Here is a 23,933-nt window from a genome sequence, read left to right as displayed (position 1 = left end):
TTCTTTGGTGACTTTCTTCTGGCCCCGCAGAAGAAAGTTACCCCGCTGCCGGGCGGGACTCCCGGCAATGCACCGAGGAGACACGCCTCCCCGCGAAAGCAAGAGCAACGAGCAAAGCGCAAAGCGCAAAAAGGAAAGCCCCGCCCGGCATCAACCCGGTCGGGGCAAAAGAGCGCTTCACACCGCCCGGGACTTCTCACCTTGCGGGTGAGCGTAGGGCTGCGGCGTTCATCACAGCGCAGGTGGCTTTCGCGGGCGACACCGGGGGGTGACGCGTTGCGGGCCGGAACTCGTGCTTTCGTGGTCGCGGACGGCTCGCGGTGCCGTCTCGCCAGGGGCCGCAACGTTGCCGGGGGCCATGCACTGGTGACGGGATGGATCATCGGCGCGCAGGCTCGCGGATGAAGCCGCGATCAGCCGGGGTCGGCCCGGCTTTTTCCGGTTCAGTGGACGTGGGATTCCAGCCGAGCCGGCATCACCTTCAGCCGCACCGCCGGTGCCCGCGGCTTGGGATTGGCGGCGCTTGGCACCTCGGCCCAATGCCACTCGCCCTGGGCGCACACCTGCCGCACCTGGAACCAGACGTCTCCCGCCTCGGCCGGCAACGAGGCGCGCAGCACAAACTCGTCATACCAGGCGTCCGGCAGATGGTTGGCCTCGCCGTTGGCGACCCAGCGCACCTCGGCCAACTCGTCGGTGACGGGCTTGCCGTGGCTGTCATAAGGCACTTTCAGCGGCCGGCGCTTGGTGGTCAACGTCCAGCCCGGTTTGGGCATGGGCTTGGCACCCCGCAAACCCTCAGGCAGCGTGACGACGATCTCCTTTGTCGCCGCGCCGCCCTCGCAACCATGGCCGACCTTGAAGGCGGCGCGGTAGCTGCTGCCGGCCGGGGCTTCGGGCTGGTCCAGCGCGATGTGGGCCTGGGCGCCGGCGGCGGCGAGCAAGGTCAGTGCAGCAATATTTTTCATAGGTCGAAGCGGAGGTTGGCCAGCACGGTGCGGCCGGGATAGGGGTGGAAGTTCCAGTACTCGGCGTTGTTCAGGTTGTCCACGCCGAGGCTGGCGCTCCACTGGCGGTTGATGCGCCAGGCCAGCTTCACGTCGGCTGTGAAGTAGCGGCTGAAGCCCTGGTAGGCCATGCCGTTGAAGTCGGCATTGTTGAGGTTGCCGTATTGCCGGCTGCCGTAGCGTGCGCCGAGGCTGACGTCGAGTGCCGGCGTGATTGCGTAGCTGACCAGCGCGCTGGTCCGCCAGCGCGGCACGCGCGGTTGCTGCCTGCCGATCGTGTCGCCCGGCGTGGCGACGAAGCCGGCGTTCTCCTTGATGGTCGAATCGGCCAATGTCAGGCTGGCCTGCCAGCGCCAGGTCTTGCCCACGTCGCCACGGCCGGCCAGCTCCAGCCCCAGCGTCTCGATGCGGGCTATGTTCTGCACGCTGCTCACCGTCCTGCCGTCGATGACGCTGGCCTGGCTGTAGAGGGCGCCGCGCGTGTCCTCGTGGAAGACGGTGGCGCGCAGTTCGCCGGCATCGCCGTGCCACAGCGCCGACAGCTCGCGCGTCCAGCCGCGCTCGGCCTTCAGGTCGGGGTTGGTGACGGGATCGCCCTCGACGTAGGCGCCGGTGGCGCTGAGGCCACCCTGGAAGAGCTCGCCCACCGTGGGCCAGCGGACGGCGCGGCCGACGCTGACGCGCAGGTCCAGCGCATCGGTGACGGCCCAGCCGAGCGCCGCCTTGGGCGAGAGGGCGCTTTCGCGCCGGCCGGCATAACTCACCGTCTGGCCGGTGGCCGCCGTCTTGCTGCCGTTGCGCGCTGCCCAAGTCTCGTGGCGTAGGCCCAGCACGGCGCGCAGGCCGGGCGTCAGGTCCAGCACGCGCTGGGCGAAGGCACTGGTCAGCGTGGTCTCGCCGTTGAAGGCGGTGAAGGGTGTCAGCGTGCCCTCGTTGAGCCAGTCGCTGGCGTTGGCTACGCGTTGGCGCCAGACATGGTGCTCGCGTTGCAGGCCGCCCTCCCAGCCGTTCGCCGAGGCCTTGGCGGCGAGCGTCGTCCAGCCGCTGCCGTCCAGCCTTGTGATGCGACCTGCGCCTCCCGAGCGGGCCAGCGGCTGGGCGCTGCGGTCCTTGGCGTAGTCGTAGTGGCTGGCGGCGAGTTCCCAGTTCAAACCATCGGCCGCGCTGCGCTTGAGCGTCGCGCCGACGATGCGGTGCTCGGCCTCGTCATGCGTCAGGCCGAACTCGTTGGCGGCCAGCGTGTAGCCCCGGCCGTCGATGCTGACAGCGCCCGTGGTCACGGCGTTGCCGGCCGCATCGCGCAGCCAGCTTTGGCTGCTCGCGTTGCCCGTGTTGCGCCACAGCCCTAGCAGCGCTTGAGCGCGCAGCTCGGGCGTGGGCTGCCAGGCCAGGCGCAGCTTGGCCTGGTCCTGCACGGTGTGCATCTGCGTGGCCGAGCCCAGCAGCCACCAGGGCTGGCCGAAGCGGTCCTGGCCGGCCACGGCGCCGGTCACCGGCACGGCATTGGCGGCCGGTGCGGTGGCGGCGACGGCGCGGGTGGGGAAGGTCAGCGGCTGGCCTTCGTTGTCGTGGCGCGAGAGGCTGAGCCACCAGCTCCAGTCGCCCGCCTTGTCGCCCAGCGACGCGCTCGCATACTTGCCCTGGTAGCGCGTGTCGTCGCCGCCGTAGCGCCAGCGCTGCGCGTACAGCCCCGCCTGGGCATGCGCCTCGAAGGCCTGCGGGCGACGGGTCTGGTAGTCGACGACGGCGCCGACCGAGTTGCCGCTGTAAGCGGCCGAGAAGGGGCCGTAGAGCACGTCCACGCGCGCGACCTCGTCGGCACCGACGAGGCCCCAGCGCGGCGTGAAGGCCGCGCCGTTGCCCAGCAAGTTGGCCAGCGGAATGCCGTCGACGAACACCAGCGCGCGCGCGCTGTTGCCGGTGCCAGAAGCGCGTGTGGACAGCACGGCGTGGTTGTAGTCGCCGGGGTAGCGCTTGCGCACCAGCAGGCTGGGCAGGTATTTCAGCGCGTCTTCGGCGTCGGTGGCGTTGATGCTGCGGGCGATGTCGGCCGCGGTGACGCCTTCCAGCGTCGTTGGGATGACGGTGGGCAGCGACGTGGATGTGGCGCCGCTGACGGTGACGAGGCCGAGCGCGGTGCGCGGGCCGGCGGGCGCGGGGTCGGCCTGGGTGACGGCGGCAACAACGGCGTCGGCGCAGTCGCAGTCGTCGCAGGCGAGTGCGGAAAGGGAGGCAAGCGCCGCGCAGGCCGCAGCCGCGCGCGCAAGGGCATTCAATTTCATGACGGAGACGATCGGAGTCGGTGAGCCATCGCAGCGTGCGACAGCAAACGCCGGGCCTGGCGGCCCTGGCAGGCTAGGGACTCAGATCAACTCGGGGGGTGCGCGGGCGCTGGCGGGTCGCCAGGCGTGGGCGGTGACCGGTGCGGTCCAGAAACGCTCGGGCACCTCGGCCACGAGGTCGTCGCGCAGCAGCAGGGCAGGCGCAGCGGGTGGGCCGGCCCCGTCGGCACCGCCGATGTGGCAGGCCGGGCAGTGGCCGTGGGCCAGCAGGTCCAGTGCCGCCTCAATGGGCTTGGTGGAATTGGATTTGGCCGCCTTGCCGCTGACGCTGGGCGCACGGCAGATGTCCTGCCAGGCCGAGAAGTCGCCCCGCACATGCGCCAGCGCCGCGCTGATGCCGGGGGCCAGCAGGCCTAAGCACAGCACGGCCACCAGCCACCACGCCTGACGGCGCGCGCGGTGGGGCTGGAGGAAGCGGGTGACGGTCATGGCATCAGGCGGCGGGGCCCGCATTGTGAAGCCTCGCCAATACCGTGTGGACGATGCGGTCACAGCGGGCGCCGTCGAAGGCGAAGACGTCCTGCTGGGCGAGGTCGATGTCCTGAGCCAGCGCCTGGCGCAGCAGACCGCGGGCGCGGAAGTAGCGGCTGCGCACCGTGGCTTCGGCAATGCCCAGTGACTGTGCCGTTTCCTCCACGCTCAACTCCTCCACACCGCGCAGCACGAACACGGTGGCAAACGCCTCCGGCAGGTCGTCGAGCTTGCGTTCGATGAGGGCGCGGAGCTGGGCCCGGGCGAGGGCATCGTCGGGGCGGTCGGCGCGGGGTGCAGTCATGGGTTCGGTCTCCACGTCCGCCGGTTCATCGTCCTCGGTCGGCCCGGGCTGGACCATCCGCGCGATGGCGTCGCGGCGCGTCTGCTTGCGCAGGCGGTTCAGGCATTCGTTCATCACTAGTTGCGACAGCCAGGTGCCGAGGGACGCGTCTCCGCGAAAGCCGCCGATGGCACGGAAGGCCTGCAGATAGGCGTCCTGCAGGGCGTCCTCGGCATCGCCGTCGTGCCTCAGCGTGACGCGCGCCAGGCGGAACAGGCGGCGGTTGTGCTGGCGCATGAGCTGCTCGAAGGCGAGGGCGTCGCCGGCGGCGATGCGCCGGGCCAGGTCCTGCTCGGTGCTGCGCGGTGCGGGTTCCAGGAGGGGAAGCGGGTTCATCGTGCTATTTCACAACCAGGGTTGCCTTCATCATCGGGTGCAGCGTGCACACATAGTCGTGGCGCCCGGGCGCTTTGGCCGTGGTGCTCCAGGAGGCGCCGGGCGCTATTGCTGTGGAGTCGAACAGCTTGCCCGCCGTCGCCGTGTGCGGCACCACGTCGTGGTTGACCCACAGCACGCGGTCGCCGCGCTTGACGGTCAGCGTGGCGGGCTTGAACTGCATGCTGTCGATGACGATCGTGTGCGTCGCGGCCCGGGCTGCTGGCGCGCACGCCAGCATCGCCACGGCCAGCACGTAACGGCTGGCAGAGAGCTTCACTTGAGTTCCGCCTGGAGATGCCTGGCGTGCTGCAGGTGGGCGTCGATGGCGGGGCGCACCTTGACGAGCAGCGCCTTCAACTCGGCGTTGGCGGCACTGGGGATCAGCACCTTGTCCAGCGCGTCGAGCACGGCCACGTGGTACGCGACTTCATGATCGACATAGGCCTTGTCGAAGGCGGCGCCGCTGAGCTTGCGCAGCGCGGCGAGGTTGTCGTCGCCGCCCTTTTGCAGGCCTTGCGCGGTGGCGTTGTCCTGCGGCGTGACCTTGAGCCGGGTGACGAGATCGACGGCCATCTGGTTGACGCCGCTGTGGTCCGTGACCATCTGCTGTGCGAAGGCTTTCACCGTCTTGGACTTGGTCTTGCTTTCGGCGAGTTTGCCGGCGTCCACGTCCACCTGGTTGGCGGTGACGACGATGGCAGCGATCTGCGCATCGTTGGGCGCGGCTGCGGTCTGGGCCTGGGCGCCGACGGCGAACGATGCGGCCAGAGCGAGGGTGGCAAGGGTGAGATGAGGGGTCATGGCGGCGGTATGCAGTTGAGGTGTCGGCCGGCAAAGTGGGCCGGCAAGGGGATAGATGTCGTGACCGGCGCGGGCGTTCCCGGCCGGACGGGTATTTCTCGAATGCTGTCGTGCGGCCTTGCTGGCAGAGTGCGATCCATTGCCGCGCGGCGCCGCTGCCGGCGCACAGGGAGAACCATGAAAGACGAATTGCAACGCCGCGGCTTGCTGGCCTGGATGGGCCTGGCCGCCGTGTGCGGCACTACTCAGGCGCAAGACAAGCCCAAGCCGCCGCGGCTGGAGCGCGTGCCGTTGGATGCGCCGCTCGGCAAGACGATGGACGGCAAGACCGTGCGACTGTCCGATTTCGAAGGCAAGCCGGTCGTCGTGGTCTTCTGGGCCTCCTGGTGCCCGCATTGCCGCAACGAGCTGCCGCAAATGGAGCGCCTGCAGCTTGCTGCCAGGAAGGAGCGGGTGCGCGTCGTTGCGGTCAACGTCGAGGACAAGGACGTTTTCCGCCGGCTGCAACGCGGGTTGGCGGACAAGATGCAGATGCAGCATGTCTATGACCCGGACGGCGCCGCTGCCAAGGCCTTTGCCAAGGCGGATGGCGTGCCTTACACCGTGGTGGTGCGGGGGGACGGCACCATTGCCACGACGATGTCCGGCTGGTGCGAGACCGGTTGCCTGGAAGACATCGTCAAGCACGTCGATGGCGCGCTGGCCGCCGGGGCCACCGCCGCCAGCGCACCCGCTAGCTGAATTGGGGTTGTGCGCCTGCCACTGGCGGGCAGACACTGCGGCGATGGACACCCCCGTCGCCCCCGCAACGCCCAAGCCCCTGCCGAGCCGTGTGCTCGCCTGGATGGGCGGCGAAGCTCCCAAGCTGCTGGCCAGCATCGTCGTGCTGGTGCTGGGCTTCTGGATCAAAGACTCGGTGGACCTGGCCATCAAGCAGCGCCAGCTCGACCTTTCCTACACCAAGGAGATGCTCGGCCTGCTGCAAAAGCTCACCGAGGAGGAGGACCTCGGCAAGCTCAACAACAGCGCCGTCGTGCTGGCCTCCTTCGGCGAGCCCGCGTTGCCGGCGCTGTTGATGGAGCTGCGCAAGTCTGACCTGCACGCCGTGGCCGCCACGCGCGGGCTGGAGGCCATGGCCGTGCGCGACGCCGAGCTGTTGTGCCGCGTGCTGCCGCCGCTGCTGCTCAAGCGCAACCAGCACTACGACATCAGCGCCCACCGCACGCTGGTGGGCCTGGTCGGCGACAACGGCTGCCGCAAGGCCCTGCCGCAACTGCGCCGCTACCGCGACCTCGTCAACGCGGCCGTGGCCGGCAAGCCCGACGAGCTGCGCCAACGCATCGGCGGCCAGATCGCCGCGCCGGCCGAGGCGTATCCGCGGCTGAAGACGGTCGTCGACGAAGCCATTGCCAACCTGGACGGAGCGACATGAAAACCTTCCTGCTCATGCTGCTGTTCGGCTGCACTGCGGCCCACGCCGCGGTCGTCAACTGTCCGCCCTCGCCCAACAGCTTCACCGTGCTGCTCAGCGAGCCCAGCGGCGGCGCCATGGCCGACCGGACGGCCGTCGACGGCTTTCTGCGCAAGCTGCAGTTCACGCTGGACAAGGAGCGCGACGAGCAGTGGATCAACCCGGAGGCGACGCCGGTGGCCTTTCGCGCCTGCCCCAGGCGTGCCCCGGCGCTGGACGGCAGCGAGTTCAGCCCCGAGCTCGTCGAGCAACTCAACGACCAGCGCGTGCTGCTGGAGGTCTGGGGCGCGGTGGACCGCGACGGCACGCCGCCGGTGCTGTCCGCGCAGATCAACTACCTGCTCGTGCCGCTGCGCTTTGCCGCCGACCAGCGTGAGGCCGTGCCGGCCAGCCTGCAGCGCCTGCGCTATCCCGAGCCCGGCGCCGCGCCCACGCAGGACGCCGTTCAACTGGTGGCTCGCCCGCAGGATCTGGACGCCTTCATCGCCACCGCGCTGGGCCTGAAGCTGCTGCGCGAGCACGCCTACGAGCCGGCGCACGCCAACCTCTGCCGCGCCTACAGCCTGCTCGCCGCCGTGATCAACCGCGGACTGTTGGGGCGGGCCAGGACCGAGCTGAACGCGCTGCGCGAGCATGTGCACGCCAGCGCCACCCGCACGCTGCGGGAAGCGCTGCTGGACCCGGCCTATCCCAAGGCTGGCGTGCTGCGCCTGCAGCAGCCGGCCCAGCCCTGCGGGGGTGCTGAATGATGCTGCGCCGCTTCCTCACGCTGTTCGTTGCGCTGCTGCTTGCCACGTCGGCCCAGGCGGCGATGTTCAACCGCGCCTGCTCCGACCCCGTCGTCTTCCGTGGCGCGGCCGTCAATGCGCTGGTGCTGCCCTGGCGGGTCGACGGCGACTCGCCCCGGCTGCAGGCGGCCAGCCGGCAGATCTCTTCACTGGCCCATCTGCAGCTCTTGATGGGCATGCTGCCGATAGGCTCGGTGGGCGCGGTCGACCTGCTGGCCGAGCATGGCGGCATCTGCGATGTGGAACAGGTGCTGCTGCGCGTCAGCCGCAGCGGCGTGCAGGGCGGCACGCTGGCGCCGGGCCAGGCCGTGCTGGCCATCTGGGGCCGCCTCTTCGAGCAGGACGGCGAACTCTTCGTGCAGACCTATCTGCGCTTCGCCCGCCAGGGCGCGGACGGCCAGGGCCTGACACCCGAGCGCATCGCCTTGAGCTGGGGCGGTGCCGAGCTGCAGGCCGGCCTGCCCATGCAGGCGCTGGCCTTTGCGCCGCGGCGCATCTCGCTGGCCGAGCTGGCCCGCATCGATGCCGCCTGCCGCGAGGCGCTGCGGGTGCGTCCATCGCCGGACGCCACCTCGCCGGGCGTGGCCTTTGGCGCTTCGGCCAACCAGAGCTTCCCCTACTGGATCACCGGCTCGCGCGGAGACTGGCTGCAGCTGGAGCCCATGCGCGCTGGTCTACCGGCCGGCTGGGTGCGCGCCCGTGCGGGCGAGGGCCAGGCGGACTGGTCGCTGGCTCGCTGGCTGCCCGAGCTGGCCTATGCCGAGGCCGTGGCTGGCTGGCTGCGCCTGCAGGTGGGCGGCGTGCCGGAAGCGGAGCGCAGTCGCCTCCTGCTTGGTGTGGACGCCGCTCTGGCCCGCTACGAAGCCGCCGTGCCGGCCGACCAGGCGCCGGCCGCCTGGGGCCTGGCCGCCGCCCTGCGCGGCCATATCGCCTGGACGCAGGGCGACCGTCGCGCGGCCACCGCCTTGTTCGCCGCCGCCAAGGAGCGGCTGCCCGCTTCAGCCGCCGCTGCCAACCTCGCCGCCGTGACGGCGCTCACCAATGTGCAGGGCAGCCCCGACAGCGCCCAGCGCCTGAACCGCAGCCTGCTCGGCGCGCTGGCCATGGCGCCGGACGACGCGCTGCTGCGCGCCAACCTCGCGGCGCTGTACCGCGTCTATGCCGACAAGCCCGGCTGGAGCCCGTTCGGCGCCGCCGAGCTGGCGCAGCGGCAGCAGGTGCTGAAGGCGCGGTAAACGAGTCGTGCAGCCAATCTCCGGAGACGCTGCTTCGGGCCGAGCGCCGGGCCGCTCCCAAGCCGGTCCGCTTGGCGATGCTTGCGGCCCAATGCCGCGAGCATCGCCGTCCCCGCGGGGGACCGACCAGGCGCGCCTGCGTTCAGCATGGCGAGACTGGGCGAGGGGCTACAAGCCCTTTTAGAAGCGGTGGCGCATGCCCACCGAATAGCTCTCGCCTGTCGACTGCCCGCTCAGCTTGTCGCTCATGGCCATCGCGTACAGGTCGGTGCGCTTGGAGAGGAAGTAGTCGTAGCCCACCGTCCAGGTCTTGCGGCCGGCGCCCGCGCTGGGGCTGATCTGGCCGTACTGCGCCAGCACCTTGCCCAGGCCGATGGGCACGCTCACGCCGGCCTCGTAGATCTTGTAGTCGATCTTCTTCGTGTCGTTGGTGGCCTTGGCGTACTGGCCGAAGACCTTGGCGATGCCGAAGTCATAGGAGCCGTTGCCCTGCCACACGGTCGTGTCGTCCACGGCGGCGGCGCCGTCCTTCTGCACCTTCTGGTAGACCAGCGCGGCGGCCAGCGGGCCGGCGACATAGGTGCCGCTGGCGGCCACGTTGCGGCCGCCCGCACCTTCCCCGGCGGCCACAAGCGCGGTGGCCGTGAAGCCGCCCATGCTGGGTGTCGTGTACATCACCGAGTCGCTCCAGCCGGAGTCGCCGGTGACCGTGTTGCTGCTGAAGATGTGGCGGATGCTGGGCGAGTAGCCGAAGGAGTCGCCGAAGGGGTTGAAGCTCAGCGTGGCGACGAACAGGTTGGTCGTGTTGCGGCCGGCCTTGAGCGTGCCCCACTCCTTGCTGGTCAGCCCGACGAAGGCGTTGCGGGCCCAGAAGCTGTCACCGGTGAAGCGGCCGCTCTGCCCGCTGTCGGCGCGCAGGAAGCTGTCGATCTGGAAGATGGCCGCGAGGCCGCCGCCCAGGTCCTCGGTGCCGCGCAGGCCGAAGAAGCTGGTCGACATCTTGCCGCTTTCGGCGCCCAGCACCGCGTCCGCTGCGCCGGGCGCCTTGGTGCTGCCGACGCTCATGTCGACGAGGCCGTACATCGTCACGCTGCTCTGGGCCAGCGCCGGGCCGGCCATGCATGCGATCAGGGCGGCCAGCAGGGTCTTCTTGTTCATTCGTGGGTTCTCCTCGTTGTTGAAATCTGGAATCAGGATTGCCCGCGGTGCGCCCAGCCGGTCATGCGGCGTTCGACGACGGCAAAGAATTCGTACATGGCCATGGCCATCGCGCCCACCACCAGCAGGCCGGCGAAGGCCAGGCCCATCTGCATGGACGAGCCGGCCGAGATCAGCAGGTAGCCGATGCCCTCGTTGGAGGCGGTCATCTCCGACACCGTCGTGCCGACGAAGGCCAGCGTGATGGACACCTTCAGCGCGCCGAAGAAGTAGGGCATGGAGCGCGGCAGGCCGACCTTCCACAGCACGTCGGTGCGCTTGGCGCCGAGCACGCGGAGCACGTCTTCCAGCTCGGGCTCCAGCGTCGCCAGGCCGGTGGCGATGTTGACCATGATGGGAAAGAAGCTGATGAGGAAGGCCGTCAGCACCGCAGGGCCGACGCCGATGCCGAACCACACCACCAGGATGGGCACGAAGGCCGCCTTGGGCAGCGCGTTGAAGGCCGTCATCAGCGGGTACATCGCGTCATAGGCCAGCCGTGAGCTGCCCATCAGGCAGCCCAGCAGCACGCCGACGACGATGGAGATGCCGAAGCCCAGCATCGTCACCCACCAGGTGCGCCAGGCATGGCCGAGGATGGTGGTGTGGTGCTCCCAGAACTGCTGCGCGATGCGTGACGGGCTGGGGAAGAGGAACTCCGACACGTCGAACAGGCCGCAGACGCTCTGCCAGATGACGAGGATGAGAACGAGCAGGATCCAGTGGGCCTGCTTCTGAAGTCGGCGGGCCTTCATTGCGAGATCTCCGCGCCAGCCTTCTTCAACGCGCCGATGTGGCCACGCAGTTCCAGCACGATCTCGCCGAACTCCGGCGTGTACGTGACGTCCAGGTCGCGCGGCCGTGGCAGCGGCACGTCGCGCTTGAGCAGGAAGCGGCCCGGGCTGCGCGTCATCACGTAGATGCTGTCGGCCAGGAAGACCGACTCGCGCAGGTCGTGCGTGACGAGGATGACGTTGAAGCCCTGCGCGGCCTGCAGGTCGCGCAGGATGCACCACAGCTCCTCGCGTGTGAACGCATCGAGCGCACCGAAGGGTTCGTCCAGCAGCAGCAGCTGCGGTTCGTGGATGAGGGCACGGCAGATGCTGGCGCGCTGCTGCATGCCGCCGGACAGCTGCCAGGGGAACTTGTCTTCATAGCCGGCCAGGCCGACGCGGGCCAGCAACGCGCGGGCGCGGGCCTCGAATTCCTGGCGCTTGTGCTTGAGCTCCGAGCGGAAGGGCTCGACGATCTCCAGCGGCAGCATGACGTTGGCCAGCGTCGTGCGCCAGGGCAGCAGCGAGGCCGACTGGAAGGCCATGCCGCTGATCTTGAGTGGGCCGTGCACGGTGCGGCCGTCGACGCGGATCTCTCCGCGCGATGGTGGCTTCAGCCCGGTGGCGAGCTTCATGAAGGTGGACTTGCCGCAGCCCGACGGGCCGACGATGGCGATGAATTCGCCGCGCGCGACCTTCAGATCGATGGCCTCGACGGCGAACTTGCCTTCAGCCAGCAGTTCTTCGTTGTAGGCCAGCCAGACATCGCGGAAGTCGACGAACGGGGCGACCGCTGCCTTGGCCACGCTGCCAGCACTGGCGCCGCCGACTTCCGCCGGTCTCTCGGCGGCACGCGGCCGGCCGTCGGGGCCGTTCACTCTCATTTCTTCACCGGCGGCAGGATGTTCAGCTCGGCTGCGCTGGGCAGGAAGCCGCCGTTCCACACGGCGCCGGCGTCGACACGGGTCTTGGTGGCATAGGCGTCCGACACCTGGCTGGCCATCAGCGACAGGCGTGCCGCGTTCAGTTGGCCAAAACCTTCGGCGCGCGCGTCCGGGCTGGCGACGACGGCGTCGATGGCCATGCGCAGGCGGCGCTTTTCCAGGTCGACGTTGATGATGCCGTCGCGCTCCTTGACGAAGGCGATTGCCGCGTCGGGTTGCGCGAGCACCTCCTTGGCTCCCTTGGTGAAGGCGCGCAGGAAGGCTTTCAATGCCTCCGGTTTTTCCTTGATGAACTTGGGCGTGGCGATGATGACGTTGCCGTACAGCTTCACGCCGTTCTCGGCATAGGGAAAGACGGCCACGTCCGCCGCCTTCACGCCGCGAGCTTCGAGGTTGAGCAGGGATGTGAAGGAGAAGCCGGTGATGGCATCCACGTCGCCGCGCAGCAGCATGGTTTCGCGCAGCGGCGGGTCCATGCTGACCCAGGTGACAGCGCCGAGCTTGTTGGCCTTGGACAGGATCGGGAAGCCGCGCCGGCCGGCGTCGAACACCGGCGCGCCGAGCTTCTTGCCATTGAGGTCGGCCAGCGTCTTGATGCCGCTCTTCTTCAGCGTCAGCACCGCAGCCGGCGTGTTGTTGTAGACCACCATGACGCCAACGGGCTTGTTCGGCGCGTCAGGGTTGTTGGCATGGAACTCCATCAGCGCGGCCATGTCCGCAAAGCCGATGTCGTAGGCGCCCGAGGCCACGCGCGTCACTGCGCCGCCCGAGCCGTTGCCGGCGTCCACGGTGACGTCCAGCTTCTCGGCTTTGAAGTAACCCTTGGCCGCCGGCAGCAGGAACAGTGCCGCCGGGCCTTCGAAGCGCCAGTCGAGCTGGAACTTGATCGGCGTGTCCTGGGCGTGTGCCTGTGTGTGGGCGAATGGCGCGGAGAGCAGGGCGAGGGCAGCGGCGAGCTTGCCGACGTGCTGGAAGAAGGTCATTCGGTTTCCTTGACGGGCGAGTGAGCGGTGCTTACCCCTGATACACAAGTTCCATGCCTGGGGTGGTGCGGGCCGTCGCCGCCTTGTGGCGTGACGCGCACCACCGGCGAGCGATGCCTGATCACGCCCGCCCAGATGTGGTGCGAGCGGCTTCAGTACTTCGCGAAATTGGCGGCGACGCGCTGCTGCAAATAGTCCTCGGCGGTGATCGGCGGGTACTTGCCCGAAGGGCTTTCGATCAGCACGTCGCGGTTGGCCTGGGCGAAGAAGGCCAGGCTGTAGCGCGCCCCCTGGTACTCATCGGCCGCAGGGTTCTTCACGCGGTGGAAGTTGGAGGGCAGTTGGTCGTCGCTCCAGCGCATCAGCATGTCGCCGATGTTGCAGGTGATGAGGTCGTCGGCCGGCGTGATCGGTGTCCAGGCCTGCGACGCCATGTCCTTGCCTGGCAGCACCTGCAGGCCGCCCTGGCCGGCGCGCTGGAACAGCAGGGTGAGGCAGTCGAAGTCGGTGTGCGCGCCGGCGCGCCACAGGCCGAGCTGGTCGCGCTGCGCCGGGTCGATGGCGAAGTAGTGCAACAAGCGCAGCGTGCTCTGATAACCGGCCTGCGACGGGTCGTGGGCGACGGTGAAGAAGTCGCTCGCGAAGTCCAGCTTGGCGGCGAAGCAGGACAGCACGCGCATGCCGACGGTCCAGGCCTGCTGCTCAAAGCCCAGCATCGTGGCCTGGAAGCCCGGCAGCTCGTCGTCGGGCCACAGGCCGTCCATGTGCGGGCGGGTGATCTGGTAGGACTCCTTCTGATCCGGCGTGCCGGTCGACGGGCGCACCTGGGCGCGGGTTTCCCAGCCGGCGTTGAGCTTCTTCTTGAGCGGGTGCCGGGCCTTGGCCGCCTCTGGCAGGGCGAAGAAGCGCTCGGTCTGCGCGAACGCCTGCGTGATCGTGGCCGGCGCGATGCCGTGGTTTTTCAGCTGGAAGAAGCCGACATCGACGGCGGCGTCCCAGAGCTGGTCGGCGATCTCAGCGCGGCGGGCGTCGAAGTCGGCCAGGTCGATGACCCGCACCTCGCGCTGACGGGTCTCGGAGCCCATCGCGCCCATGCGCGACTCTCTTTGCAGTTCCTGCATCGTGTTCATCTCAACCTCTTGGGTGCCAGAAGGCGTTGTGGGGCGCGATGGCTTCGTCGGCGAGTGCCGGGCCGAGCACCTCGAAAGGTTCAACAGAAGTCCTGAAGACGTCCGTGCAGGACATCTCCAGGTCGTCGGCGCCGGCCTGCAGTGCGCGAAAGCTGCGCAGACTGACGGCATCGATGCCGAAGACGACGCGCCGGATGCCGGACCAGAAGATCGCGCCGGCGCACATCACGCAAGGCTCTCCCGAGGCGTACATCGTGGCGCCAGCAAAGGCGCCGCGCGGGTGCTCCTTTGCCGCGGCGCGCAGTGCGTTCACTTCGGCATGGCCGGTGCAATCACCGGTCTCGGCGTTGTCGTTGCGCGCTTCGCCGAGCACCGCGCCGCTGCCCGCGACGATGACCGCGCCAAAGGGCCGGTTGCCGCGCTCACCGGCCTGAGCCGAGAGCGTGATCGCCCTGCGCAGGTAGAGCGCGTCGGTGTCGTTCAAGGAGTCGTTCATGGCGATCAGGCCTTGGCCATGCGTTCGGGCTGCGGCGGCAGGAAGCGCAGGTCGTAGACCGCGTCGAAAGCCGGCTTGGTCTTGAGCCCGAAGGTCTCGCTGACGGCGGCGAGCTGCTGCTCGGCCAGCGCGCGGTGCACGCCGCCCAGGCCATGCTGGCGCGTGTCGGCGCCGGTCACGTAGCCGGCGGTGATCTGCCAGCGCGCGATCTCGGTCGCCGCAGACAGCAGCGGCTCGCGGGCGACGACATGCGCCATCGCGGCTGCAGGGTCGGCCAGGGTGTCGTTCAGCCCGCGCTGCGTGGCCCGCAGGAAGCCGGCGACGGCGTTGGGATTGGCCGCGGCCAGCTTGGTCGACGTGAGGATGGCATTGCCGTACAGCTGCAGGCCGGCGTCCGAATACTTGAGCACCGCGAGCTGCTCCGCCGGCACGCGCTGGAACAGCGACACCGCGGAGTCGTGGAAGTAGGTCGCGCCATCGACGTCGCCGCGCACGATGACGTTGTCGCGCTGCGAGAAGTCGGTTGTCACCCACTCGAAGGCGTCGGCCTTCATGCCCAGCTGCTTGGCGGCCATGGGCCAGGCGCGGCGTGTCGATTCGACAGCGCCGGCGGCGATGCGCTTGCCGGCGATGCTGCGCCAGTCGTTGCCGAGGCCGCGGTCGCGGCGGCCGATGATGACGAAGGGCGCGCGGTTGTAGTACTGGTAGACGGCGCGCACGAGGTCTGCCCGGCCCGCTTCCGCGTTGAACTCGGTCAACGCGCTGATGTCGCCGAAGCCCATGTCGTAGGCGCCGCTGGCGACGCGCGTGATCGACGCGACCGAGCCGTTGCCGACGTCGATGCTCACGTCCAGCCCCTGCTCGCGGTAGTAGCCCTTGGCCAGGGCGACGAAGAACGGCGCCACCTGGCCGCTGACGCGGAAGTCCAGCGTGAAGCGGATCGGCGTCAGTTTGCCGGTTGCAGTTGCGGTTGCATTGGCGGCGCCTGCCGCGACGGGAAGGGCCGGCGCGCAGGCGGCGGCGAACTTGAGCAATTGGCGGCGATGCATGAGCGGCTCCTGGATGAATGTCTTCAGTCTAGGAAGCTGTGCCGCATGGCAAAAGCCATGCGGCGGCCATGTCGCCCATATCACGCAGGCCATGGCGGCCCGTCGCTTCTCAGGGCCGCGTCAAGTCCTGGGCGACGGCGCTGACCTGCTCGCGCAGCCAGCGGCTCGCCGGGCTGGCGTGGCTGCGCTCGTGCCAGAGTTGGTAGAAGTTCATCGGCGGCAGCTCGCTCGGCGCCCGCACGATGACGAGCGGCATCATGGCCGCGTAGTGCTCGGCGAAGCGGCGTGCGGTCGTGAACACCAGGTCGGAGCGCGTCAGCACATAGGGCACGAGGTTGAACTCCGGCACCGTGGCGGTGATGCGCCGCTGGTAGCCCGTCTTGGCGAGTTCGCCGTCGATGGGGCCGGTGCGTGGCGCGGTGCCGGCGTGGGGCACGAGGTGGCTCATGCGCAGGTAGCGGGCAAGCGACAACCGCCGCTCTTGAGCAAACGGGTGGCCTTCGCGCATGATGCAGACCACCTCGTCGCTGTACAGCGGTCCCAGCCGCAGGTCCTCACGCGGCCGCGGCTCGTTGCTGACGACCAGGTCGATGTGGCCGGCGTCCAGTGCCTGGGCGATGTCGAACGCCGGGTCGACCGGCCGCACGTGCACGGCGATGCGCGAGCCCGCCGCCGTGACACGCGCGATCACCTCGGGGAGGAAGGTCGGCGCCAGGCTGTCGGCCGAGGCGATGACGAAGGCGCGCTGCGTCGTCGCCGGGTCGAAGCCGCTTCCGGCGCTGAGCCGCGCCACCTGCGACAGGATCTCGGCCAGCGGCTCGCGCAACAGCGCGGCGCGCTCGGTCGGCACCAGGCTGGACCCGCTGCGTACGAGCAGCGGGTCGCCCATCACCGCGCGCAGGCGCTGCAGCTTGCGGCTGACCGCCGGCTGCGGCTGGCGGGTGCGTTCGGCGGCCCGCGTGACGCTGCCTTCCTGCAGCAGCACGGCCAGCAGTTGCAGGTCGGCCAGGTTCAGCGCCAGCAGCTCCTGCAGATCAGCGCCGTCACGGCGACGGGGCTTCATCGCGGGCGACCCGGGGATGCCGAGCTGGCGGTGTTCATGCCCCCGAGCGGCGCTCCAGCAGCTCCGCCAGCGTGCGCGCCACCACCTGGGTGGCGCGCTTCAGGTCATCCAGCACGAGATGCTCGTCCGCCCGCTTGGCGTTGCTCTCCAGCACCGTGCGCGGGCCGGCGCCGTAGATGGCGGCGGGGATGCCCTGGGCCGTGTACAGGCGCACGTCCGTGTAGAGCGGCGTGCCCGAGGTCGGGATGGGTTCGCCGAAGACGGCCTCGCCGTGCTTCTGCAACGCAGCCACGAGGCGTTCGGCGCCCGGCAGGGGCTTCATGGAGTTGGCGAGGAGCAGGCGCTTCATCTCCAGCCGGATGCCGGGGCACTGGGCCACCGTGGCCTCGATCAGCGCCCGCACCTCGGCTTCGACGGCGGCGGGTTGCTCCTCGGGGATCATGCGGCGGTCCAGCTTCAGGACCACCTTGCCGGGCACGACATTGGTGTTGCTGCCGCCCTCGATGCGGCCGACGTTCAGGTAGGGGTGGCTGATGCCCGCCACCTCGGAGCGGCGCGTCTTCAGCACGTCGTTGTGGGCATACAGCGCCGTCAGCAGCTTCGTGGCGGCCTGTAGCGCGTCCACGCCCGTCTCCGGGTAGGCCGCGTGCGAGGCCAGGCCGTGCAGCGTCACCTCCATCTGCAGGCAGCCGTTGTGGGCCGTGACGACCTGGTAGCTGAAGCCGGCGGCGATCAGCAGGTCAGGGCGCGTCACGCCCTCGCGCAGCAGCCAGCCCGGGCCGAGCTCGCCGCCGAATTCCTCGTCGTAGGTGAAGTGCAGCTCCACCGCGCCGCGCATCGGCAGGCCGGAGTTCTTCAGCGCCAGCACGGCAAACGTGTAGGTCGCGAAGTCGCTCTTGCTGACGGCAGAGGCGCGGCCATAGAGCTTGCCGTCGACGATCTCGGCGCCATAGGGGTCATGTGTCCAGCCCTCGCCGGGCGGCACCACGTCGCCGTGGGCGTTCAGCGCGATCTTGGGCCCGTAGGTGCCGAAGCGATGGCGCACGATGAGGTTGGTGACCGACTCCATGCCGCCGCGCTTCACCACCGGTGTGGGCACGACGTGTTTTTCGACGGTGAAGCCCAGCTCGGTCAACAGCTCGGCCGTGCGGTCGGCATGCGGGGCGTTGTTGCCGGGCGGCGTGTCGGTGGGGATGCGGACGAGGGCTTGGAGGAAGCGGACTTGCTCGTCGAAGTGGTCGGCGATCCAGGTGTCGGTACTGGGCGAGGTGGAGGGCATGGTCAAAGAATCCTGAGCAAACGTTCAAACGCCTGGACGGCCAGCTCCGCATCATCCACCGTCACCGACTCCAACGGGTTGTGGCTGATGCCGCCATTGCCGCCGCGCACGAACAGCATGGCCTGGGGCAGCAGTTCGTGCATCTTCATCGCGTCGTGGCCGGCGCCCGAGGGCAGGCGGTGCAGCGGCAGGCCCAGCTCGACGACGGCAGCCTCCCAGCGGGCCTGCCAGTCGGCATCGCTGGGCGCGGCGTTGGCGGCCACGGTGGGATGCAGGGTGAAGCTCAACCCACGTCGGGCGCAGATGGCGTCCAGCTCGGCACGCACGTCGGCGTCGAGCGCGTCGCGAGCCTCGTCTGTCGTCGCACGCAGGTCCAGGCTGAAGCGGCAGCGGCCGGGGATGACGTTGATGGAACCCGAAGGCACCTCCAGCATGCCCACCGTCGCGACGATGTCTGGCACGGCCGCGGCGCGTTTCTCGGCAAACAGGATCAGCTCGGCCACGCCTGCTGCCGCGTCGCGGCGCTGGCCCATGGGCGTGGTGCCGGCATGGCTGGCCAGGCCGACGATCTCGCCGGCGTAGCGGCGGCTGCCATTGATGCTGGTGACGATGCCCAGCGGCAGGTCCAGGCTGTCGAGCACGGGGCCTTGCTCGATGTGCACTTCGACGAAGCCGAGGTAGCGGCTGCGGTCGCGCTTCAGCGCGGTGATCGCGGCCACCGTGGCCGGCAGGCCGGCCGCGCGCATCGCGTCGCGCATGGTGATGCCGGCGGCGTCGGTCTGGTCCAGCCAGGCGGGGTCGAAGGCGCCGGTGAGTGCGCTCGATGCGAGGAAGGTCGCCGCATAACGCTGGCCCTCTTCCTCCGAAAAGCCGACGACCTCGATGCCGAAGGGCAGACGCTTGCCCGCCCGGTGCAGCTCGCGCACGACGAGCATGGCCACGAAGATGCCCAGCCGCCCGTCGAAGCGGCCGGCGCGGCGCACGGTGTCGTAATGGCTGCCGGTCAGCAGCCGTTGGTCGCCGCTGCCGTTGTAGACGCCGACGACATTGCCGACCGCGTCGCGGCTCACGTCGTCGAAGCCGCAGTCGCGCATCCACGTCGCCAGCTGCTCGGCGACGGCTGTGTGGGTGGGCGTGGCGTAGGTGCAGGTGAGAAAGGCCTCGTCCTCGCTGTGCACGGCCAACTCGGCGGCCCAGTCCCAGAGCTGCTGGCCGAGCACCGGCGTGACGCCGAACTTGTCGTTGAGGCGGATCTCGGCAATGCGGTGGATCTGCCGCAGGCACTCGGCCCGCTCGACGTCGGGGTGGGCGCGCAGCCGGCGCTCGAAGGTCGCAATGATCTCGGCGCGCGTGAAACCCGTGCCACGCGGACCGCGCACGGCCAAGATGAAAGGAAAGCCGAAGCGTGCGTTGTAGTCGGCGTTGAGCTTGTGCAGCTTGGCGAACTCATCCGGCGTGCAGGCGGTGAGGCCGGCCTTCTGCTGCTCGTTCGTCGACTCTGCCGTCAGCTCGCCGGCCACGGCGGCCTTGCCGGCCAGCTCAGGGTGGGCGCGAATCAGGCCCAGCTGTTCATCGACGCTGGCCTCGCGCACGACGCGCGCCAGCGCCACCTTCAGCGCGGCCAGCGTCTTGAACGGCCGCGCCGCGGCGGCGCGCTCCGCGATCCACGGGGAGTGTTCGTAGGTGCCGTCCAGCAGCGCGACGAAGTCGGCGGCGCTGCTGTTGTTGAGGTCGTCTAGCTTCATCATTCCCAGATAAATGCAGTGCGGGCGTCAAAGGGGTGGACCGTTTTCCAGTGCCGCGCGATGTCCAGCCGCCGGCACACCCACACGCGGTCATGCGCCTCGATGTGATCGAGGAACTTCTGCAGCGCGCGCATGCGCCCCGGGCGGCCGAGCAGGCGGCAGTGCATGCCGATGCTCATCATCTTGGGCGATTCGGCGCCTTCGGCGTAGAGCACGTCGAACGTGTCCTTCAGGTACTCGAAGAAGGGCTCGCCGTGGCTGAAGCCCTGCGGCAATGCGAAGCGCATGTCATTGCAGTCCAGCGTGTACGGCACGACGAGGTGCGGTGCCAGTTCGCCATTGGTCTTGCGCACCTGCAGCCAGAAGGGCAGGTCGTCGCCGTAGTAGTCGCTGTCGTACTCGAAGCCGCCGAAGTCCGCCACCATGCGGCGCGTGTTGGGGCTGTCGCGGCCGGTGTACCAGCCCAGGCCGTGCGGGTCGCGGCCCAGCGTCAGCCGCTTGAGACTGGCCATGGCCTGCGCCATGTGAGCACGCTCGGTGTCCTCGTCGACGTTCTGGTAGTGCACCCAGCGCCAGCCGTGCGAGGCGATCTCGTGGTCCAGCTCGACGAAGGCCTGCGTCACGTCCGGGTGCCTCTCCAGCGCCATGCCGATGCCGAAGACGGTCAGCGGGAGCGCGCGCTGCTCGAACTCCTTCAGCAGCCGCCACACGCCCACGCGCGAGCCGTATTCGTAGATGCCTTCCATGCTCAGGTGCCGCGCCGGGAAACTGGGCGGGTTGAACATCTCCGACAGGAACTGCTCGCTCCCGGCGTCGCCGTGCAGCACCGAGTTCTCGCCGCCTTCCTCGTAGTTCAGCACGAACTGCACGGCGACCCGGGCCTGGCCCGGCCATTGCGCATGAGGCGGGTTCTCGCCGTAGCCGATCAGGTCGCGGGGATAGCGTGCTGTGGTCATCCCTACACTTTGCATCAAGCCGTACCGAACCCGGAGCGCCCATGGGCAAACTGACAACACATGTTCTCGACACCGCCAACGGCTGCCCCGCCGCCGGCATGGCCGTGCGCCTTTACCGCTTTGATGCGGAAGGCCCCAAATGGCTGCGCAGCCTGCACCTGAATGGGGACGGGCGCGCCGACGGGCCGCTGCTGGATGGGCCCACGTTGACGGCCGGCCGCTATCGGCTGGTCTTTGAAGTCGCCGCTTATTTTCGAGCGCTGGGTGCGGTGCTGCCGGAGCCGGCTTTCCTCGATGAGGTCCCGCTGGATTTCGGCATCGCCGACGAGAACAGCCACTACCACGTCCCCTTGCTGGCATCGCCGTGGGCGTACTCGACCTACCGTGGCAGCTGAACTCCTGATCCTCGTCACGGTCGTCCGCACCAGCGGCAGCGTGCCGCGCGAGGTCGGGGCCTGGATGACGGTGACGCCGGAGGGCATCACGGGCACGGTCGGCGGCGGGCATCTGGAGTTCGATGCCATCGCTCGTGCCCGCGCCGCGCTGGCGGGCGGCGAAATGGAAGACGAGGTGCGCTATCCCCTCGGCCCGACGCTGGGGCAGTGCTGTGGCGGCGTCGTGTGGCTGCGCTTCGAACGCATCACCGCAGGTGAGGACCTCGCCGCCCACCTGCCACAAGAGCCCTTGAAACCTGTCGCCTTGTTCGGCGCCGGCCATGTCGGCCTAGCCGTCGCACGCATCGCGCGCGACCTGCCGCTGGCGCTGCACTGGGTCGACAGCCGCGCCGGCCAGTTCCCCGCCGAGCCGCCCGCGCGCGGCTGGCGACAGGAGGCGTTGGACCCACCGGCCGACGCGGTGCCCGACCTGGCGCCCCGCTCGGCCGTCCTCATCATGAGCCACAGCCACGCGGAGGATTTCGACATCGTGGCGGCCTGCCTGAAGCGCCAGCGGCAGCAGCAAGATCTGGCCTTCATCGGCCTCATCGGCAGCCGCACGAAGTGGGCGAGCTTCCGCCAGCGGCTTGGCGTGCGCGGCTTCACGGATGACGAGCTGGCGCAAGTCGTCTGCCCCATCGGGGTGCCGGGTGTTGCCGGCAAGCAGCCGGCGGTCATCGCTGTGGCGGCGTTGGCACAAGTCCTCGCTTTGCCGTGACGCTTCACACGTGCCGGCCTCATCGTTGATGGGGGCCTTGCCGGCGCAGGGCTAGTTGCCGAAGATGCGCCACCGCTTGGTCATTTCTGAGTGGCGTTCGTCAACTGTGGAGCCATCGCCATGAAAACCATCCTCGTCAAGTCGCTCCTGTCCCTGGCCGTGCTGTCGCTCCCCTGCGCAAGCTGGGCCCAGGCCAACGATCCCAAGGCCACCATCGCTGAACTGGATGCCCGGCTCGCCAAGCTCGGCAGCGCCAAGCTGGAAGGCAAGGAGAAGGCCGGCGACAAGGAGGTGCCAGGCTTCTACTTCGGCCCGCGCAAGCTGAACAACAACTACGACCTGGTGGACGACATCAAGAAGAAGACCGGCGCGACCGCGACGATCTTCGTCAAGGAAGGCGACGAGTTCGTCCGCGTCAGCACCAACGTGCTCACGCCGGAAGGCAAGCGCGGCGTCGGCACGACGCTGGCACGCGCCAAGGCCTATGAGGCGGTGAGCAAGGGCCAGGGCTTCTGCGGTGATGTCGACGTGCTCGGCACCCCGTTCTCGGCCTGCTACAACCCGGTGAAAGATGACAAGGGCGCCGTCATCGGCGTCACCTACGTCGGCTTCAAGAAGAGCTGAAATGCTGGGGCCCGCCAAAGGCGCGCTGGCGGCGCTGCGCCGCCGGCTCGGGGGGCTCGCCACCGCCCACAAGCTTGCTCTCGCCTTTGGGTGGCTGCTGCTCCTGGGCGTCGGCCTGGGTGTTGCGTCGCTGACGTCGCTCAACCGGGTGCACGAAGCGTCCGGCGAGCTGGCGCAGCGCTCACTGCCCGGTGCGGGTCACCTCGCGGGTGCCCGCGCGGCGCTGCTGGAATACCGCGAGTTCGAGGTCAAGCACTCGACCGCGGCCGATGCCGGCTACATGGACGAGTACGCCGAGAAGATGAATGGCGCGCTCAAGACCGCCCAGGAGGCGCTGGCGGCTCACGCAGGCCTCGGCGTCGAGGGGGAGCAGCAGACGCTGCGTCTGGCGTTCGACAAGGGTCTGAAAGCCTACCTGGACATTGCCGCCAAGGTCGTGTCGCTGGGCAAGGGCGGCAAGCAGGAGGACGCCAAGGAGATCAGCGAGGGCGCGGGCAAGTCCAATTTCGACGACATGGTCGCGGCGCTGGACCGGCTCTCCACAGCCGGCTTCAAGGCCGGTGAGGCCGCTGGCCTGAAGGCGGAGGCGGTCTTCATCGACGCCAGGCGCCTGACCTGGGGGCTGGTGCTGGTCAGCGTGGTGTCGGGGCTGGTGCTGGCGGTGTTGCTGTCGCGCAGCCTGATCGGCGAACTGGGCGGCGAGCCGCGCGAGGCGGCGCGCCAGCTGCGTGCGATTGCCGAGGGTGACCTGACGCAACAGGTGTCGGTCAAGGCGGCCGACCAGGACAGCCTGATGGCCAGCCTGGCGCAGATGCAACAGCGCCTGTCCAGCGTGGTGGCCCAGGTGCGGCAGGGGGCCGAGAGCGTGGCCACGGCGAGCCAGGAAATCGCCATGGGCAACAACGACCTGTCGCAGCGCACGGAGCAGCAGGCGTCCGCTTTGCAGCGCACGTCGAGTTCGATGGAGTCGCTGCGCCAGCAGGCGCTGCTGAGCGCCAGCAATGCGCAGGAGGCCAGCGGCGTGGCGACACAGGCGTCGGGCGTGGCGGCGAAGGGCGGCGAGGTGGTGGGCGGCGTTGTCGACACGATGCGCGGCATCTCCACCAGCTCCAGCCGCATCGCCGAGATCATCGGCGTCATCGACAGCATTGCGTTCCAGACCAATATCCTTGCGTTGAACGCGGCGGTGGAAGCGGCGCGGGCGGGCGAGCAGGGCCGCGGCTTTGCCGTCGTGGCCGGCGAGGTGCGCAGCCTCGCGCAGCGCAGCGCCACGGCGGCCAAGGAGATCAAGCAATTGATTTCGGCCAGCGTCGACCAGATCCAGAAGGGTTCCACGCAGGTGGACAACGCCGGCGCAACCATGCAGCAGGTGGTGCAGGCCATCCAGAAGGTGGACCGCATCGTCAACGACATCAGTGCCGCAGGGGCCCAGCAGGCGGCCGGTGTCAACGAGGTCGGCGAGGCCATCGGCGAGATGGACCAGGCCACGCAGCAGAACGCGGCCCTCGTCGAGCAGAGCGCCGCTGCGGCCGAGAGCCTGCGGGAGCAGGCGCAGCAGCTGGTCGAGGCCGTCGCGTTTTTCCGCCTCGACCGATAGGCGGCGAACCCGTTTCGGGTGAGCTCAGGCACGGAGCCTGCATACACTTCAGGCCAGTCGCAGCGGTGTCGGGCCTCGTCGGGCCTGCGGACGCGACGCCTGAGGCTTC

Annotated in this window: 25 protein-coding genes; 8 read left to right on the top strand and 17 right to left on the bottom strand. The window is 69.2% G+C overall.

Going from position 1 to position 23,933, the window contains the following annotated elements; all coding sequences use genetic code 11:
- Positions 1–443: 443 nt before the first annotated feature.
- The 6 genes from AC0IZJ_RS27440 to AC0IZJ_RS27415 form a co-directional block, all read right to left on the bottom strand.
- Complete coding sequence (locus AC0IZJ_RS27440; RefSeq protein WP_471855305.1) at positions 444–968, bottom strand: YcnI family copper-binding membrane protein; 525 nt, start codon at positions 966–968, stop codon at positions 444–446.
- On the bottom strand, positions 965–3,289 hold the full coding sequence (locus tag AC0IZJ_RS27435; RefSeq protein WP_471855302.1) for a TonB-dependent receptor: 2,325 nt from the start codon (positions 3,287–3,289) through the stop codon (positions 965–967). The genes AC0IZJ_RS27440 and AC0IZJ_RS27435 overlap by 4 nt, the downstream gene beginning before the upstream one ends.
- 81 nt (positions 3,290–3,370) lie before the next feature.
- Positions 3,371–3,778 (bottom strand): DUF2946 family protein, encoded by a 408-nt coding sequence (locus tag AC0IZJ_RS27430; RefSeq protein ID WP_471855299.1) that lies wholly within the window; start codon positions 3,776–3,778, stop codon positions 3,371–3,373.
- 4 nt (positions 3,779–3,782) lie between these two features.
- The gene (locus AC0IZJ_RS27425) at positions 3,783–4,499 is read right to left on the bottom strand and encodes an RNA polymerase sigma factor (protein WP_471855296.1); all 717 of its coding nucleotides are present in this window, start codon (positions 4,497–4,499) and stop codon (positions 3,783–3,785) included.
- A 4-nt stretch (positions 4,500–4,503) separates the two neighbouring features.
- Positions 4,504–4,791 carry a cupredoxin domain-containing protein gene (locus AC0IZJ_RS27420; RefSeq protein WP_471855311.1) on the bottom strand — a complete coding sequence of 96 codons (288 nt, stop codon included), beginning with the start codon at positions 4,789–4,791 and terminating at the stop codon, positions 4,504–4,506.
- 23 nt (positions 4,792–4,814) lie between these two features.
- A complete protein-coding gene (locus tag AC0IZJ_RS27415; protein WP_471855293.1) occupies positions 4,815–5,342 on the bottom strand; it encodes a DUF4142 domain-containing protein in 528 nt (175 codons plus the stop codon).
- 177 nt (positions 5,343–5,519) lie between these two features.
- On the opposite strand from AC0IZJ_RS27415, the gene AC0IZJ_RS27410 reads away from it, so the two are divergent.
- Genes AC0IZJ_RS27410 through AC0IZJ_RS27395 form a run of 4 tightly spaced genes read left to right on the top strand, consistent with a single transcriptional unit; the run spans position 5,520 to position 8,836 of the window.
- On the top strand, positions 5,520–6,083 hold the full coding sequence (locus AC0IZJ_RS27410) for a TlpA disulfide reductase family protein (RefSeq protein WP_471855290.1): 564 nt from the start codon (positions 5,520–5,522) through the stop codon (positions 6,081–6,083).
- Between the two features lie 43 nt (positions 6,084–6,126).
- A complete protein-coding gene (locus tag AC0IZJ_RS27405) occupies positions 6,127–6,774 on the top strand; it encodes a hypothetical protein (RefSeq protein WP_471855288.1) in 648 nt (215 codons plus the stop codon).
- On the top strand, positions 6,771–7,562 hold the full coding sequence (locus AC0IZJ_RS27400) for a hypothetical protein (protein WP_471855284.1): 792 nt from the start codon (positions 6,771–6,773) through the stop codon (positions 7,560–7,562). The genes AC0IZJ_RS27405 and AC0IZJ_RS27400 overlap by 4 nt, the downstream gene beginning before the upstream one ends.
- Complete coding sequence (locus AC0IZJ_RS27395; protein ID WP_471855281.1) at positions 7,559–8,836, top strand: hypothetical protein; 1,278 nt, start codon at positions 7,559–7,561, stop codon at positions 8,834–8,836. The genes AC0IZJ_RS27400 and AC0IZJ_RS27395 overlap by 4 nt, the downstream gene beginning before the upstream one ends.
- Before the next feature lie 180 nt (positions 8,837–9,016).
- Here AC0IZJ_RS27395 and AC0IZJ_RS27390 read toward each other — a convergent pair whose 3' ends face one another.
- From AC0IZJ_RS27390 to puuE, 11 genes are all read right to left on the bottom strand, one after another.
- Positions 9,017–9,994 (bottom strand): porin, encoded by a 978-nt coding sequence (locus tag AC0IZJ_RS27390; RefSeq protein WP_471855277.1) that lies wholly within the window; start codon positions 9,992–9,994, stop codon positions 9,017–9,019.
- Positions 9,995–10,026: 32 nt separating this feature from the next.
- Positions 10,027–10,788 carry an ABC transporter permease gene (locus tag AC0IZJ_RS27385; RefSeq protein WP_471855275.1) on the bottom strand — a complete coding sequence of 254 codons (762 nt, stop codon included), beginning with the start codon at positions 10,786–10,788 and terminating at the stop codon, positions 10,027–10,029.
- Entirely contained in the window at positions 10,785–11,690 is a 906-nt protein-coding gene (locus AC0IZJ_RS27380; protein ID WP_471855273.1) for an ABC transporter ATP-binding protein, read from the bottom strand. Before AC0IZJ_RS27380 ends, AC0IZJ_RS27385 begins: the two co-directional genes overlap by 4 nt.
- Complete coding sequence (locus AC0IZJ_RS27375; protein ID WP_471855271.1) at positions 11,687–12,733, bottom strand: ABC transporter substrate-binding protein; 1,047 nt, start codon at positions 12,731–12,733, stop codon at positions 11,687–11,689. The genes AC0IZJ_RS27380 and AC0IZJ_RS27375 overlap by 4 nt, the downstream gene beginning before the upstream one ends.
- 152 nt (positions 12,734–12,885) lie before the next feature.
- Entirely contained in the window at positions 12,886–13,863 is a 978-nt protein-coding gene (locus tag AC0IZJ_RS27370) for an isopenicillin N synthase family dioxygenase (protein WP_471855270.1), read from the bottom strand.
- A 1-nt stretch (position 13,864) separates the two neighbouring features.
- Positions 13,865–14,359, bottom strand: coding sequence for a nucleoside deaminase (locus AC0IZJ_RS27365; protein WP_471855268.1), 495 nt, complete (start codon positions 14,357–14,359; stop codon positions 13,865–13,867).
- A 5-nt stretch (positions 14,360–14,364) separates the two neighbouring features.
- Entirely contained in the window at positions 14,365–15,408 is a 1,044-nt protein-coding gene (locus AC0IZJ_RS27360; protein WP_471855266.1) for an ABC transporter substrate-binding protein, read from the bottom strand.
- A 109-nt stretch (positions 15,409–15,517) separates the two neighbouring features.
- Complete coding sequence (locus tag AC0IZJ_RS27355; RefSeq protein WP_471855264.1) at positions 15,518–16,471, bottom strand: LysR family transcriptional regulator; 954 nt, start codon at positions 16,469–16,471, stop codon at positions 15,518–15,520.
- Between the two features lie 34 nt (positions 16,472–16,505).
- A complete protein-coding gene (locus AC0IZJ_RS27350) occupies positions 16,506–17,750 on the bottom strand; it encodes a M20/M25/M40 family metallo-hydrolase (protein WP_471855262.1) in 1,245 nt (414 codons plus the stop codon).
- A 2-nt stretch (positions 17,751–17,752) separates the two neighbouring features.
- Positions 17,753–19,498, bottom strand: a complete 1,746-nt coding sequence (gene uraD, locus AC0IZJ_RS27345; protein ID WP_471855260.1) for a 2-oxo-4-hydroxy-4-carboxy-5-ureidoimidazoline decarboxylase — start codon at positions 19,496–19,498, stop codon at positions 17,753–17,755.
- Positions 19,495–20,451, bottom strand: coding sequence for an allantoinase PuuE (puuE, locus tag AC0IZJ_RS27340; RefSeq protein WP_471855259.1), 957 nt, complete (start codon positions 20,449–20,451; stop codon positions 19,495–19,497). Before puuE ends, uraD begins: the two co-directional genes overlap by 4 nt.
- Positions 20,452–20,492: 41 nt before the next feature.
- Between puuE and uraH the strand changes: the two genes are divergently transcribed.
- From uraH to AC0IZJ_RS27320, 4 genes are all read left to right on the top strand, one after another.
- On the top strand, positions 20,493–20,846 hold the full coding sequence (gene uraH, locus AC0IZJ_RS27335) for a hydroxyisourate hydrolase (protein ID WP_471855258.1): 354 nt from the start codon (positions 20,493–20,495) through the stop codon (positions 20,844–20,846).
- The gene (gene xdhC, locus AC0IZJ_RS27330; RefSeq protein ID WP_471855257.1) at positions 20,836–21,603 is read left to right on the top strand and encodes a xanthine dehydrogenase accessory protein XdhC; all 768 of its coding nucleotides are present in this window, start codon (positions 20,836–20,838) and stop codon (positions 21,601–21,603) included. Before uraH ends, xdhC begins: the two co-directional genes overlap by 11 nt.
- A 120-nt stretch (positions 21,604–21,723) precedes the next feature.
- Positions 21,724–22,227, top strand: coding sequence for a Cache 3/Cache 2 fusion domain-containing protein (locus tag AC0IZJ_RS27325; RefSeq protein WP_471855256.1), 504 nt, complete (start codon positions 21,724–21,726; stop codon positions 22,225–22,227).
- 1 nt (position 22,228) lies between these two features.
- Complete coding sequence (locus tag AC0IZJ_RS27320) at positions 22,229–23,824, top strand: methyl-accepting chemotaxis protein (protein ID WP_471855254.1); 1,596 nt, start codon at positions 22,229–22,231, stop codon at positions 23,822–23,824.
- The last annotated feature ends 109 nt before the right edge of the window (positions 23,825–23,933 follow it).

Source organism: Roseateles sp. AC306 (assembly GCF_979253795.1).
Note: the sequence above shows the minus strand (reverse complement) of the source record. Positions and strands in the feature narration are given on the sequence as shown.